Source organism: Pseudomonas idahonensis (genome assembly GCF_037903935.1).
Taxonomy (GTDB): Bacteria; Pseudomonadota; Gammaproteobacteria; order Pseudomonadales; family Pseudomonadaceae; genus Aquipseudomonas; species Aquipseudomonas danubii.
In genome coordinates this window covers 4,853,569-4,866,140 of record NZ_CP149586.1, presented here as the reverse complement: position 1 = coordinate 4,866,140, position 12,572 = coordinate 4,853,569, and the positions used below count along the sequence as shown (strand labels likewise).

General features: G+C 59.5%; 13 protein-coding genes. 7 read left to right on the top strand and 6 right to left on the bottom strand.

From position 1 onward, the window contains the following. Positions 1–13 precede the first annotated feature (13 nt). From WIN67_RS21780 to WIN67_RS21770, 3 genes are all read left to right on the top strand, one after another. Positions 14–292, top strand: a complete 279-nt coding sequence (locus tag WIN67_RS21780) for a hypothetical protein (protein WP_102860875.1) — start codon at positions 14–16, stop codon at positions 290–292. A gap of 143 nt (positions 293–435) precedes the next feature. Then, positions 436–1,203, top strand: a complete 768-nt coding sequence (locus WIN67_RS21775; RefSeq protein ID WP_110594589.1) for a CHAD domain-containing protein — start codon at positions 436–438, stop codon at positions 1,201–1,203. Between the two features lie 109 nt (positions 1,204–1,312). Beyond that, positions 1,313–2,110, top strand: a complete 798-nt coding sequence (locus WIN67_RS21770; protein ID WP_170003839.1) for an acyl-CoA thioesterase — start codon at positions 1,313–1,315, stop codon at positions 2,108–2,110. A gap of 4 nt (positions 2,111–2,114) precedes the next feature. On the opposite strand, the gene WIN67_RS21765 is transcribed toward WIN67_RS21770, so the two are convergent. The 3 genes from WIN67_RS21765 to WIN67_RS21755 form a co-directional block, all read right to left on the bottom strand. After that, complete coding sequence (locus WIN67_RS21765) at positions 2,115–2,477, bottom strand: terminase (RefSeq protein ID WP_339070041.1); 363 nt, start codon at positions 2,475–2,477, stop codon at positions 2,115–2,117. A gap of 144 nt (positions 2,478–2,621) precedes the next feature. Further along, complete coding sequence (locus WIN67_RS21760; RefSeq protein ID WP_102880451.1) at positions 2,622–4,103, bottom strand: methyl-accepting chemotaxis protein; 1,482 nt, start codon at positions 4,101–4,103, stop codon at positions 2,622–2,624. An 85-nt stretch (positions 4,104–4,188) separates the two neighbouring features. Then, complete coding sequence (locus WIN67_RS21755; RefSeq protein WP_339070040.1) at positions 4,189–4,995, bottom strand: TatD family hydrolase; 807 nt, start codon at positions 4,993–4,995, stop codon at positions 4,189–4,191. A 235-nt stretch (positions 4,996–5,230) separates the two neighbouring features. Between WIN67_RS21755 and WIN67_RS21750 the strand changes: the two genes are divergently transcribed. The 3 genes from WIN67_RS21750 (at position 5,231) to WIN67_RS21740 (ending at position 7,796) form a co-directional block, all read left to right on the top strand. Beyond that, complete coding sequence (locus WIN67_RS21750) at positions 5,231–6,652, top strand: transglycosylase SLT domain-containing protein (RefSeq protein WP_250329431.1); 1,422 nt, start codon at positions 5,231–5,233, stop codon at positions 6,650–6,652. Positions 6,653–6,754: 102 nt separating this feature from the next. Further along, positions 6,755–7,189: a DoxX family protein gene (locus tag WIN67_RS21745; RefSeq protein WP_102860881.1), complete on the top strand. Its 435-nt coding sequence runs from the start codon at positions 6,755–6,757 to the stop codon at positions 7,187–7,189. Positions 7,190–7,487: 298 nt separating this feature from the next. Next, positions 7,488–7,796 (top strand): hypothetical protein, encoded by a 309-nt coding sequence (locus WIN67_RS21740; RefSeq protein ID WP_102860882.1) that lies wholly within the window; start codon positions 7,488–7,490, stop codon positions 7,794–7,796. A gap of 144 nt (positions 7,797–7,940) precedes the next feature. On the opposite strand, the gene WIN67_RS21735 is transcribed toward WIN67_RS21740, so the two are convergent. Continuing rightward, positions 7,941–8,570, bottom strand: coding sequence for a response regulator transcription factor (locus tag WIN67_RS21735; RefSeq protein WP_102860883.1), 630 nt, complete (start codon positions 8,568–8,570; stop codon positions 7,941–7,943). Between the two features lie 301 nt (positions 8,571–8,871). Here WIN67_RS21735 and greB point away from each other — a divergent pair, with 301 nt between their 5' ends. After that, the gene (gene greB, locus WIN67_RS21730; protein WP_102860884.1) at positions 8,872–9,345 is read left to right on the top strand and encodes a transcription elongation factor GreB; all 474 of its coding nucleotides are present in this window, start codon (positions 8,872–8,874) and stop codon (positions 9,343–9,345) included. Between the two features lie 33 nt (positions 9,346–9,378). Here the strand turns inward: greB and WIN67_RS21725 are convergent, their stop codons facing one another. Both WIN67_RS21725 and WIN67_RS21720 read right to left on the bottom strand, forming a co-directional pair. Then, positions 9,379–11,883 carry an ABC transporter permease gene (locus WIN67_RS21725; RefSeq protein WP_339070038.1) on the bottom strand — a complete coding sequence of 835 codons (2,505 nt, stop codon included), beginning with the start codon at positions 11,881–11,883 and terminating at the stop codon, positions 9,379–9,381. Continuing rightward, positions 11,883–12,566, bottom strand: a complete 684-nt coding sequence (locus tag WIN67_RS21720; RefSeq protein WP_102860886.1) for an ABC transporter ATP-binding protein — start codon at positions 12,564–12,566, stop codon at positions 11,883–11,885. The genes WIN67_RS21725 and WIN67_RS21720 overlap by 1 nt, the downstream gene beginning before the upstream one ends. Positions 12,567–12,572: the final 6 nt, after the last annotated feature.

The following is a 12,572-nucleotide window of genomic DNA, read 5'->3' as shown; positions in this document are numbered from 1 at the left end:
TGAGGTGTCATTGATGAAAGCCTGGATCTGCTTGCCCCTGATGGCATTGGTACTGACCGGTTGCGCAGGCAAGACCGCCTACCGCGACAGCTGTGGCACTCAGCTGGACGCCGCCTGGCGCGAGCTGGACCTGGCCAAGGCTGAAGGTTTCGCCGGCACTGTGAGTTATTCCAAGGCCTTGTCGTTGCTAACCGGGGCCAAGACTCAGCAGCAATTCGAGGCCTTTGAAGGGTGCACCAAGAAAGCCGAGAAGGCGCGCTTCTATATTCGTGAGTCCCGCGCCGGGCGCTGAGCCGCGCCAGCCGCTACGCTGAAGCGGTGAATCTCCACCCTGGACCCCAATGATATGGCGCAACGCCGTTCTTGGGCCTGGGGTGTCATTCTTGAGTCGGATAAGCCCATGTAGGGCTTGTGAGCCGTATTGGGGAAAGCCTGATGTCTGCCTTGGTTGATCGATTGGTGGTTCAGATCCTGAGCCTGGAAGTGAGCTTGCTGGCTTGTCAGGCGCGACTGGCTGCCGCCACTGATGCCGAGGCACTGCATGACTTGCGTATCACTGTGCGCCGCTTGCGCAGCTTGTTGCGTCCATTGCGCGGTTTGCCTGGTGTCGAGCAGTTGGAGGCTGCAGCCAGTGAGGTCGGACAGCTGACGACGCCGATTCGTGACCGCGAAGTGTTGGCCGCTTATCTGTATCAGCATGGCCTGCACGCTGCCGCCGAGTGCCGTACCGCTCAGTTGCAAGGGGAGTATTCGGCGATCGCCGGCGGGCCGCCGTTGGCGCAGTTGTTTCTGGTACTGGATGCGTTTCCGCGGTTTCTACGGGCCTCCGAGCGTCAGGGGCTGCTGCGTGGTTTACGAGGAAAGATTGAAAAACGCTTGTCCAAGCAGTGGAAAGCCCTGGGTGAGGCGTTGCGTGATCCGGCCCACGACCGGCATCGCCTGCGACTGTTGATCAAGCGTGTGCGCTACGCCGCCGATGCATACCCCGAACTGGATCGTTTGCCACCCCAAGCCATGAAACGCCTCAAGGCAGCCCAAGGGGCATTGGGGGATTGGCATGATTGCTGGCAATGGCTGGCCCAGGCCGAACAGCAGAAGGACTTGCTGCCCTGTGTCGCCACCTGGCGTAAAACCATGCACAAGTCCCAGGCCCGCGCCGACCAGGTACTGGACAAGCTTCATGGCGATTGCTTCAGGAACTGACTACCGTTGTGCGGCTTATCTGTCCGCTGCTTTGGCCAGAATAGTGGCTGTGCGGCTCCGCGACGCTGGTTAAGATCCTTGAGTCTATTTTTTGCCCCTTGAGGTTTTCATGCGTTTTTACGATTTGCTTGAGGCCGTACGCGGCCAGCCCCAGGCGTTGACCATTCCGGCCGAGTGGGCTCAGGGGCGTGCCAGTTTTGGTGGCCTGGTGGTTGCCTTGCAGTACGAAGCGATGCGGGCCAAGGTCCCGCTGGACCGACCGGTACGTTCCTTGGCGGTCACCTTTGTCGGCCCAGTGTCACCGGATGTGCCTGTCAGCTTTGAAGTGGATGTGCTGCGCGAAGGCAAGGCTGTCAGCCAGGTGCTGGGGCGCGTCATGCAGGACGGCCAAGTGGTGACCCTGGTGCAGGGCAGCTTTGGCGCTTCCCGCGAGTCTGTGGTCAGTGTCGGCGCCCTTCCGGCCCCTGAGATGAAGCATTGGGAGGAGTGCCAGGAACTGCCCTACATCAAGGGCGTGACGCCGGAATTCATGCGTCATTTGGCAATGCGTTGGAGCGTCGGCGGCATGCCCTTCACTGGCAACCGTTCCCGGGACATGGGGGGCTGGGTGCGCCTGCGGGGGGATGTCAAAGAGGAGCCTGTGACCGAGGCGCATATCCTGGCGCTGGTGGATGCCTGGCCACCGGCCCTGTTACCGCATTTGAACAAGCCTGCGGCGGGCAGCACCCTGACCTGGACCATTGAATTCGTCCAGCCGTTGTTGTCAATCAGCACCCTGGACTGGTGCAAGTACCGGGTGGAAATCGAGCATGCCCGCGATGGCTACGGGCACGCTGCCGCCGCGTTGTGGAGTCCTGAGGGGCAACTGATTGCCCTGAGTCGGCAGACGGTAACCATCTTCGCCTGATCCGTCAGTGACGGTGGCGTTGCCGCCAGGCACGCCACCAGGCACCGCTGAGGACAAAGCGTGGAAAGGTCACGAACTGCTCCATTAGCAGGCGATGCACTGCATCTTTGCGATCGCTGAATGGTTCGCCGGCTTGTGCCTCCAGGCTATGGCCGTGACGCTGCAAACCGAGGGCAGCCAGCACTCCGAGCACGCCAATGGCCAGGCTCAGGAAACTCAGGGAGAACACTCCCGAAGCAATCAGCAGAAAACCGACAATGAACAGCGGGACGGCGATCAGGTGCAAAACCAGGTTGGTCGGATGCTGGTGGCTGTGCGGGTAGACGCGCCATTGCCAGGCGGGGAGGTTGGGGTGACGTTTGCCCATGATGATCATCCTTAGTGCTTGAAAACTCATGGACCAAGAATAGGGCTCAGTCGGTTTGGCGGCGAATCAAGGCTGGCTATCGGTTCGATAGCCAGTGGGGTGAGGGCAGGTGGTTGCTATGGGGCAGCGGCTCATGCTGGCGGATCAGAGCTTCAACTGGCCGATGGCCTTGCTCAATTCGCCGGCCAGGGTCGCCAGTTCACTGCTGGTCGTGGCGGAAGCAACGGTCTGCTGCACGGTGTTTTCGGTAACATCGCGAATGCTGACCACCGCTCTATTCATTTCTTCGGCCACCTGGCTCTGCTGTTCCGCGGCGACGGCGATCTGAGTGTTGCTTTCGCGCATCTGTGCCACTGCGCCGGTGATTTCCGCCAGTGCCGCCCCGGCTTCCTGTGCCTGCTGCACGCAGTCGTCGGCTTTGAACGAGCTTTCCTGCATGAAGTCCACCGCATCGCGGGTACCGGCTTGCAGGGCGGACACCATGCCGGTGATTTCGTCGGTCGAGGCCTGTACGCGTTTGGCCAGGTTGCGTACTTCATCTGCCACCACGGCAAAGCCGCGACCCATTTCGCCGGCCCGTGCGGCCTCAATGGCGGCGTTGAGCGCCAGCAGGTTAGTTTGCTCGGCGATGCTGTGGATGACGTTGACCACGCCGTTGATTTTCTGGCTGTCCTCGGCGAGTTTCTGAATCATCTCGGCAGTTTGTTGCACGCCACTGGACAGCCCAGCGATGGATTTCTGCACTCGGCCGACCACTTCATGGCCAGTGCCGGCCAGGGTGTCGGCAGTTTGCGACAGGTCACGAGTGGCACCTGCATGCTGGGCAATGTGGTAGACGGTAGCGGACATTTCGTTGATGGCGGTGGCGGCCTGATCGGTTTCGCTCTGCTGGCCGAGCATGCCGTGGCGTACATCATTCATGCTTGAGGCTAGGCGCGCGGCGCCCTGATCCAATTGGCGAGCGGTATTGGCCACGGTATTCACCACCCGTTGGTAGCCGGCCTGCATGGCGTTGAACGCGCTGGCCATCTGGCCCACCTCGTCCTTACAGGAGAGCGGTACGCGGGCAGACAGATCGCCGGTCTTCTCAACATGCAGCATGACGTCCTTGAGGGTATTGAGTTGGCTGAGGAGAAAGCGAATCAGCAACTGCGAGGCGCAGAGCATGGCGAACATCAGGATGAATACGGCCGCCGCATAGTTGGTGAAGCGGTCACTGAAGACCTGGGCCAGGCTTGGAGCGTGGGCCAGGACTGCGACCTGCTGGCCGTCGGCGCGATGGACGACTTCGGCGCCCAGCAACGGGTTGGTACCGAACAGCGGCATGTGGTTGATCTCGATCCAGCCGTTGGCGCCGTTCAGCTCGGGCAACGCCTGGTCGTTGAAACTGGGCGTCTGTCCCTGGGAGAAAGTCAGTAGGTGTTCATCGGTGGGCAGGGGCTGTCCTGCAGGCCAGGCATTGAGCAGCAGGGCCTGGCTATGGGCGGCGGCCTGGGCGGTCTGGCTACGTGCCTGCTGCTCCAGTTGCACGGCGTACAGCACCAATAGCAAGGTGGTGACAAAGGCGACCGCATTGACCGCCCAGAATTTGTATTTCAACGAGATATTGCTAAGCCAGGCACCCATAGAAGGTTTTCTCTGATTGAGCGGAACAGTATTGGCAAGGTGCCATTATTGTGCCGTCATGATCTCGGAAAAATCTTGATATGAGTCAAGCAATCTCTGGCAAGCGGAAGAAAGCTCTGGAGCAGGCGGTGCTGTGGTTGGCCAGGTCTTTCGGGGTCTCTTCCCGGTGCAGTGCCACTTCCCTCAAGACCTCGGTCAGATAGGCCGGTTCGTTACGGCCGTTCTTCGGTTTTGGTCGCAGGCTGCGCGGCAGCAGATAGGGGGCATCGCTTTCCAGCATCAAACGCCCGCAGGGAATGTTGCGTACCAGTGGGTGCAGGTGGGTGCCCCGGCGTTCGTCGCAGATCCAGCCGGTAATGCCGATGTGCAGGTCAAGATCAAGGTAACTGAACAGCGCCCGTTGTTCACCGGTGAAGCAATGCACCACGGCTGCTGGCAAACGGTCACGAAAGTCCCGCAGGATATCCAGCAGACGCTGATTGGCGTCGCGCTCGTGGAGGAACACCGGCAGTTGCAGCTCGACCGCCAGCGCCAAGTGTTCTTCCAGGACTTTTTCCTGTTGTGGGCGGGGGGAGAAGTCGCGATTGAAGTCCAGTCCGCATTCGCCCACTGCACGTACCCGTGGTTCGCTGAGCAATGCGCGCAAACGCCGCGAGCTGTCGGCATTCCAGTCGCTGGCAGCGTGAGGGTGCAGGCCCGCGGTGGCGAACAGTCGCTGCCCGTTGCTGTCCAGTTGCTGGCACAGTTCCAGGGCCTGTTCGCTACCTTCGACGCTGGTTCCGGTCAGGACCAATTGGCAGATCCCAGCCTCATAAGCACGATCGAGAACGGCTTGGTGTTTTTCGGCAAAACAGGGATTGGTCAGGTTGACGCCGATATCGATGAGTTGCATGGTGCTATCTCCGCCTGCGGCCGGAAAGCATATCAGAGCTGTAGATTTATAAGAAAAACCAAGAACTACAAAGAGTTAACGCTGTCTTTTGCTGCCGGAAGAACGTAATGCTCAGGCTTTTTACTGTCATTGCGTTTGTCTTTCGCACCTTGCCAGTGCTCATGGCGCTCTGTTTCTGTCGATCAATTCTTCAAAAAACGACGAAGGGTTGAACAGTATTCTTTGCGGAGAACGGATGACCCGACCCTCGATATTGCTCGCGCTGTGCCTGACGTTGCTACTGCCATTGCCGGCCATGGCGCGCTTGGCGGGGCCGTCGGAAACCCAGGCTGCGGGAAAGGTCCGCGACCTGGCGGAGATCCGCAGCAGTCGGGTTCTGCGGGTACTGGTCAACCAGAGCCGCAATAGTTCCGGTGAAGTCCAGGGCCAGGCCATTGGCGTCGAGTACCATCGTTTGCGCTCGTTCGAGCAGTATCTCAACGGCCATGCCCGTGACGGTCAGGAAATCAGCCTCAAGATCATTCCCAAAGCCAAGGATCAACTGCTTGGCGCCTTGCAGCGAGGAGAAGGGGATCTGGTGGCTCCCGGTGAGTTGTTGGAGGCTCAGCCAGGGCATGCGGTCAGTTCCAGCGATCCGATCGTCAGCAATGTTCCCTTACTGCTGGTGGGGATCAAGGGCGAGCGTCGTTACACGCGTATCGAACAGCTGTCCGGCAAGACCCTGACCCTGACCACCGGTAGCGCCGCAGGGGATGCGGTGAGTCAGATCAATCAGAAACTTGCGTTGCACAAGCTGGCGCCGATCAAGGTCGAGTGGGTGGACCCCAGTCTGGCGGTGGAAGATGTGCTGGAAATGGTCCAGGGCGGGATCTTCCACCTGACCATTGTCGAGCAGCCGATTGCCGAGCGTTGGAGCAAGATCCTGCCCAAGTTGCGTTTTGACAGGCAATTGAAGATCAGTGAGCCGGGAGAGGAGCACTGGTTTGTCCGGCGCGATGCCTCGATGTTGCGGGCAAGTATCGATCGTTTCCTCAAGACCTATAAGACTCCGGCGGACCAGGATGTAGCCTTCTTGCGCATCTATCGTCGCCAGTACCAGGTGCATTACCCCCTGGCTAGGGCCGATCGTCAGCGCCTGGAAAAACTGCGGCCGGTGTTGCAGAAGCATGCGGGGGAGCAGGGTATGGACTGGCTGAATCTGGCGGCCCTGGCTTTCAAGGAGTCGGCCTTGCAGCCCAGCGCCAGGAGCGGCAGCGGTCCAACCGGGCTGATGCAGATCACGCCTTCGGCGGCGCAAAGGGTCGGGGTCAACAATATCCAGTCTCTGGACAACAATGTTCAGGCCGGTGCCAAGTACCTGGCGATGATCCGCCGCAAGTTCTTCTCCAGCCCCAAGCTTAACGAACGCGAGCGCATGGCGTTCGTCCTGGCGGCCTACAACATGGGCCCGGAACGGGTACAAGGAATGCGCAGCGAGGCCCGGCGCCGTGGACTGAATCCCAATCAATGGTTTTTCCAGGTTGAGCGTATTGCCATGGAGCAGGTGGGCATGGGCGCGGTCAGCTATGTTAATAGCGTCAATAAATACTATCTGGCCTTTGACCGCGAGCGAGGCTCTCTGGAGCCTCAGGAGCGAAAAGTTGCGTCTCGCAAATAATCGAAAAAACTGATTTTTATCTTGGGTTTTTTGCGCTTTTAGCATGATAAAAATTGATTAATATGGCGACCAACTTCCCCACCATACACAGGACTACAGAGCATGAGCACATTGATCAAAAACCTACTGAGTACTCGCGCCGGTTACGGCTTGAGCGTTTTGCGGATCTTCGTCGGCATCATCTTTGCGGCCCACGGTTCGCAGAAACTCTTCGGCTGGTTCGGGGGAGGCGGTCTGGCGGGAACGGCTCAGTGGATGGAGAGCATTGGTCTGGCTCCTGGGTATCTGATGGCATTGTTGGCAGGTGGTACCGAGTTCTTCGCTGGTTTGGCGCTGGTCATTGGCTTGCTGGCGCGTCCGGCAGCTCTGGGCTTGTCCTTTACCTTGTTGGTGGCGATCTTCTCGGTGCATATCGGCAATGGTTTGTTCATGGCCAATAACGGCTATGAGTTCGCCCTGGCTCTGCTGGGCGGTACTGTCGCGGTCCTGTTCGAAGGTGCTGGCAAGTTGTCTGTGGATGCAGCAATAACCAAGTGATTTGACGAGCTCGATTCATCCGTCAAGTTGGTCTTCGGCGGCTCTGGATCAACTGCCAGGAAAATTTCCAAGGCCTGCCAATGCAGGCCTTTTTCGTTGTTGGGAAATCTTGACACTGACCTGCTGGCTTCTCTAGGATGCTGCTCATGCGCCGATTTAAACAGCTACTTGCGGGGCGCCAAGTGAGTCGAAAGATCACTGTTAGAAGCTATATTCTGGCTTCGAAATACCGCTAAAGCGCTGGTTCGGTGTTGCCTCTCACCTGCCCGGCAGAAACTTGAGGCAGAGACACAATACGATGAATGCACCACGCCCCCTTGTACGTCTTGCGCCGATTACGGCGAGCCTTTCCCAGCGCAACCCGAAAATCCTTCTTGGCGGCAAACATCAACCCACCTTGTTGCGTTACCTCGACGGCTGGCCACGGCGTTCCCCGGGCCCGGCGGCCTTTTTGATTCAGTTTGTTGAAGAGGGCGAGTCTCTGGCACGTTTTGCCAGCGATAGCTTTGATCTGGCGGTCATTCCGGCCCCCAGTGCAGCGGATGCTGCTGAAGTCATCAAGCAACTGACCCGCGTCGCTCGCCAAGGCCTGATCATTCGCCGCTAGTTGCATAGAGGTTTCGGCGGCGCTGTACAGTTTGTTGCTGAACTGCGCCGTATTCAGATTGTGACCCCACCTAACAAGCACTGATTGGGATAGTCCCGGTTGCAGTTACTGCTGGTCATGAGTCAAGCGACAACGGGTTAATGTTCAAACTACGGCGTTACGTTTTGCCAGATCGGCCAGCGCCACGAGGTTGGAAATGTTGAAGCGCTTGAGTAAGCGAACCTTGTAGGTACTGACGGTCTTGTGGCTGATCAACAGAGCGTCGGCAATCTGCTGGTTGTTGAGGCCGCTTGCCAGGAGCTTCAGCACCGTGATCTCGCGATCGGTCAGGCGCGAGATCAACACGCTCTCCTGACTGGCGGCATTGGTGTTTTGCTGCAGGATATTGATGGTGTCTTCCGGGAAGTAGCTGTACCCGGACAGAATGGCTTTAACCGCATTGGCCAGTTCGTGAAGGTTTTCAGTCTTGCACAGAAAACCCGCGGCTCCCGCTTGCAGGCATCGCAGGGCGAAGTTCTTCGAGTCACTGGAAGTCAGGACTAGGGTTTTTACAAGCAGGTCCGCAGACTTGATATGGGCGATGACCGAAAAACCGTCCAGGTTGGGAATACCCAGGTCGAGGATCAACAGGTCCGGCATGTGCTTTCGCACCAGTTGCACCGCGTCCGCACCGTTGTCGGCTTCGGCAACGATGGTGTGATGGTGGGGTTCCAGCACCGACCTGATGGCCAGTCGAATCAGAGGATGGTCATCGACGATAATGATGTTGCCCATTTAGTGCGTTCCCTTTGTTTTTAGAGGTGTTGGTCAGTATTGGCGGGTGCTTTGGATAAGTAGGTTTCAAGTTGTGCCTCAGGCTGGGTGCAAACACTGTTACTTAAGGTGTGTCTTGTGCCGTAAGCCTCAGCTATTTGGCTCTATGATTGGCTGACCTCTCTGAAATCTAAATCGGACAAATCTGATAGTGCTGCCTGGCTGGGTGAGGGGGGGCAACAACCCTCCCATGACGGGCCGAGTGCATCAGCTCATTCAAATAACAGAACAGCATGTACAAGGCTGGAAGGTGACAAGCCAATTGAGTACTAAGCTCATCACACAGGATGGTTACGACGCTCTGAAGCAGGAGTTGGATTATCTGTGGCGGGAGAAGCGCCCGGATATTACCCAGAAGGTCACTTGGGCCGCGTCATTGGGTGACCGCAGTGAGAACGCGGACTATCAGTACAACAAAAAACTCTTGCGGGAAATTGATCGCCGGGTGCGTTACATACGCAAGCGTCTGGAAGACATGAAGGTGGTTTCCTACGCGCCAGAGCAGGAAGGGCGAGTGTTCTTTGGCGCCTGGGTAGAAGTGGAAAACGAGGCTGCCGAGATCAAGCGCTTTCGTATCGTTGGATACGACGAGATCTATCTGCGCAAGGACTACATTTCCATCGACTCGCCCATGGCCAGGGCGCTGCTGAAGAAGGAAGTGGGCGACGAGGCCATTGTTCATACGCCGGCTGGCGAAACCTGCTGGTGGATCAATCAGATCGACTATGAGAAGTAGGCTCGCCAGCCTGTGCTGGTGAGCTGTTGCTCTTCACCCTTCGCGCAGGACGCTCAACGGGCTGGCGTTCAATGCCCGGCGGGTGCCGAAAACCCCGGCCCCACCCACCAACAGCGCGCCTATCAGCGGCAGCAGCAACAGCCAGGGATGTGGGTGCCAGGGCAGGTCGAAGGCGAACCGGTAAAGCACCAGGCTGACCAGTTCGCTACCCAGGGCCGCCAGCAGGCCGCTGACTGCGCCGAGAAGACCGAACTCGATCCGCCGAGCCTTGACCAGCAACCGCCTCTCGGCACCGAGCGCGCGTAATAGGGCGCCTTGGCGAATGCGCTCGTCCAACGTGGCCTGCAGGCCGGAAAACAGCACTGCCATTCCGGCCGCCAGGACAAACAGCAATACATACTCCACTGCCAGAGTGACCTGGGCCAGGATGCTGCGCAGTTGCTCCAGCAAGGCCTCCACTTGAAGAATAGTCACCGCTGGAAAGGCCCTGGATAGCTCGATGACCTGCTGGTCGTGTCCCGGGCTCAGGTAAAAGCTGGTCAGGTAGGTGGCAGGCAGGTCTTTCAGGGTGCCTGGCTGGAAGATCATGAAGAAGTTCGGTTGGAAGTTGTCCCAGTTGATGCTGCGCAGGCTGGTAACCCGGGCTTCCCGATTAACGCCCGCGACCGTGAAGGTCAGTTGGTCGCCCAGTTTCAGTTTCAAGCTTTGTGCAACCTTGGCCTCCACCGATACGCCGGGCACAGCGTCGGCGGGCTGTGCTGACCACCAGTTGCCTTCGGTGATGCGGTTGCCGGCCGGCAGGTCGGCGGCCCAGGTCAGGCTCAGGTCGCGCTGTACCGCGCGGTCGCCACTGGAGTCCTTGCTGACTATCTCCCTTACAGGCTCGCCGTTGATGCTCACCAGGCGTCCTGGAACCACTGGATACAGCGGCGCCGAAGGGGCCGAAAGTTGTACCAGGCGTTCGCTAAAAGCCTGTTTTTCGGCGGGTAGGATATTCAGTGCAAAGTAATTGGGGGCATTTTTCGGCAACTGGTTCTGCCAGGTATCGAGCAGTTCGCCCCGCAGCAGGGCAATCAGTGCCATGGACAGCAGAATCAGACCAAAGGCCAGGGACTGTCCGGCTGCCGCCAGGGGATGCCGCAGCAACTGGCCCAGTCCCAGGCGCCAGGGCAGGGAGGAGCGGGCCAGCAGACGACGCAGGCTTTGCAGCACCAGAAGCAGTAACCCACCCAGTACCAGTGCCGCTATCAGTCCACCGCCGAGCAGTGCAAAGGTCAGGATCAGATCCAGACTCAGGCGCCACATGATCAGGCCCAGGGCAAACAGGGCGGCGCCGTAGATCATCCAGGTACTGGAAGGAATTGGCAGCAGGTCACGACGTAACACGCGAAGTGGCGGGACCCGCCCCAAGGCAGCCAGGGGCGGTAGGGCAAACCCTGCCAGGGCCACCAACCCGGTGCCAATACCGGCAATGGCCGGGAGCAGGCCACCTGGAGGCACATCGCTGGGCAGCAGGTCATGCAGCAGATAGAACAGGCCAAGTTGGGCCAACCACCCCAGCAGTGCGCCGCTGACGCTGGCCAGGAGCCCCAGAAGTCCCAATTGCACGCTGAACAGCAACATGGTTTCCCGTCGCGACAGACCGAGGCAGCGTAGCAAGGCGCTGGCATCGAAGCGCCGGGTTGCGAAACGATTGGCCGATAAGGCGACGGCGACCCCGGATAGCAACACGGCTACCAGACTGGCCATGTTCAGGTAACGCTCGGCCTTGCCCAGGGCGCCGCCAATCTGCTGGTTGCCATCGCGGGCATCCTGCAGTCGCTGGTTGGGCGCCAGCCCCGGCTTGATCAGTTGGCGATAGCTCTCTAGGGCCGGTGCCGGGCCGCGCCAGAGCTCCTTGTAGCTGACCCGGCTGCCCGGCTGGACGACGCCGGTGGCTTGCAGATCGTCCAGGCTGATCAGCACTCGAGGCGTCAGGCTATAGAAGTTGCCGGCTCGGTCGGGCTCATAGGTCAGGACCCGAGCCAGCCGCAGGGGTTGCGTGCCGACATCGATGCTGTCGCCGATCTTCAGATTCAGCGCGGTCAGCAGGCGCGATTCGACCCAGGCTTCACCGGCCTTTGGACCGCCACCGGGCTCTTCAACGCCGTAGGGCGCTGCCGCACTCTTGAGTTGGCCGCGTAGTGGGTAGGCATTGTCCACTGCCTTGATACTCGACAGCTGGATGCCAGTGTCGGTGGCGATAACGCTGGAGAATTCGACGATGCGCGCATGATCGAGTCCCAGTGCCTGCCCGCTGTCGATCTGTTCCGGGCGTGCCGGTGAGCTGCCCTCCAGAAGCAGATCAGCCCCGAGAAACTCGGTGGCCCGCAGCAGCATGGCTCCGTTGAGTCGGGCGCCGAAATAACCAATGGCGGTGCTCGCCGCCACAGCCACCAGCAAGGCAAAGAACAGCACCCGTAACTCCCCGGCGCGGGCATCGCGCAACAGCTGGCGCAGGGCGAGGCTGAACAGACGCAACAGCGGCAGACGTGCCATCAAGGCTCCAGAGGGGCGACCAGCAAGCCCGCTTCAAGACGGATCAGGCGCCGGCAACGATGGGCCAGGCGTTCATCATGGGTCACCAGCACCAGAGTCGTGCCGCTCTCCTTGTTGAGTTCGAACAGCAGGTCGCTGATGCGTTCACCGGTGTGGCTGTCGAGGTTGCCGGTAGGTTCGTCGGCAAACAGCACGTCGGGTTCGGCGGCAAAGGCCCGGGCGATGGCGACTCGTTGTTGCTCACCGCCGGAAAGCTGGCGAGGCGAGTGGCTCAGGCGCTGGCCGAGGCCGACCCGTCGCAGCAACTCGGTGGCGCGCTCACGGGCGTCGCGGCGGCCATCCAGTTCCAGGGGCAGCATGACGTTTTCCAGGGCGTTGAGGCTGTCGAGCAACTGGAAGGATTGAAACACGAACCCAACGTGCTCGGCCCTGACCCGTGCTCGCTGATCTTCATCCAGGCGACTCAAGGCCTGGCCGGCGAGGGTGACCTCACCACTGCTGGGCAGGTCGAGTCCTGCCAGCAAACCGAGCAGTGTGGATTTTCCGGAACCCGAGGCACCGACTATGGCCAGACTGTCGCCCTGGTTCAGCTCCAGGCTGAGTTCATGAAGGATGGTCAGTTCACCTTCCGCGCTAGGAACCACTTTGCTAAGGTTCCGCGCAGTGAGAATGCTTGCGCCCATGGAGAA

Bases quoted from the DNA above. Each gene is read 5' to 3' on its own strand.
- WIN67_RS21780 (WP_102860875.1), top strand. From the start codon at position 14: ATGAAAGCCTGGATCTGCTTGCCCCTGATGGCATTGGTACTGACCGGT.
- WIN67_RS21775 (WP_110594589.1), top strand. From the start codon at position 436: ATGTCTGCCTTGGTTGATCGATTGGTGGTTCAGATCCTGAGCCTGGAA.
- WIN67_RS21770 (WP_170003839.1), top strand. From the start codon at position 1,313: ATGCGTTTTTACGATTTGCTTGAGGCCGTACGCGGCCAGCCCCAGGCG.
- WIN67_RS21765 (WP_339070041.1), bottom strand. From the start codon at position 2,477: ATGGGCAAACGTCACCCCAACCTCCCCGCCTGGCAATGGCGCGTCTAC.
- WIN67_RS21760 (WP_102880451.1), bottom strand. From the start codon at position 4,103: ATGGGTGCCTGGCTTAGCAATATCTCGTTGAAATACAAATTCTGGGCG.
- WIN67_RS21755 (WP_339070040.1), bottom strand. From the start codon at position 4,995: ATGCAACTCATCGATATCGGCGTCAACCTGACCAATCCCTGTTTTGCC.
- WIN67_RS21750 (WP_250329431.1), top strand. From the start codon at position 5,231: ATGACCCGACCCTCGATATTGCTCGCGCTGTGCCTGACGTTGCTACTG.
- WIN67_RS21745 (WP_102860881.1), top strand. From the start codon at position 6,755: ATGAGCACATTGATCAAAAACCTACTGAGTACTCGCGCCGGTTACGGC.
- WIN67_RS21740 (WP_102860882.1), top strand. From the start codon at position 7,488: ATGAATGCACCACGCCCCCTTGTACGTCTTGCGCCGATTACGGCGAGC.
- WIN67_RS21735 (WP_102860883.1), bottom strand. From the start codon at position 8,570: ATGGGCAACATCATTATCGTCGATGACCATCCTCTGATTCGACTGGCC.
- WIN67_RS21725 (WP_339070038.1), bottom strand. From the start codon at position 11,883: ATGGCACGTCTGCCGCTGTTGCGTCTGTTCAGCCTCGCCCTGCGCCAG.
- WIN67_RS21720 (WP_102860886.1), bottom strand. From the start codon at position 12,566: ATGGGCGCAAGCATTCTCACTGCGCGGAACCTTAGCAAAGTGGTTCCT.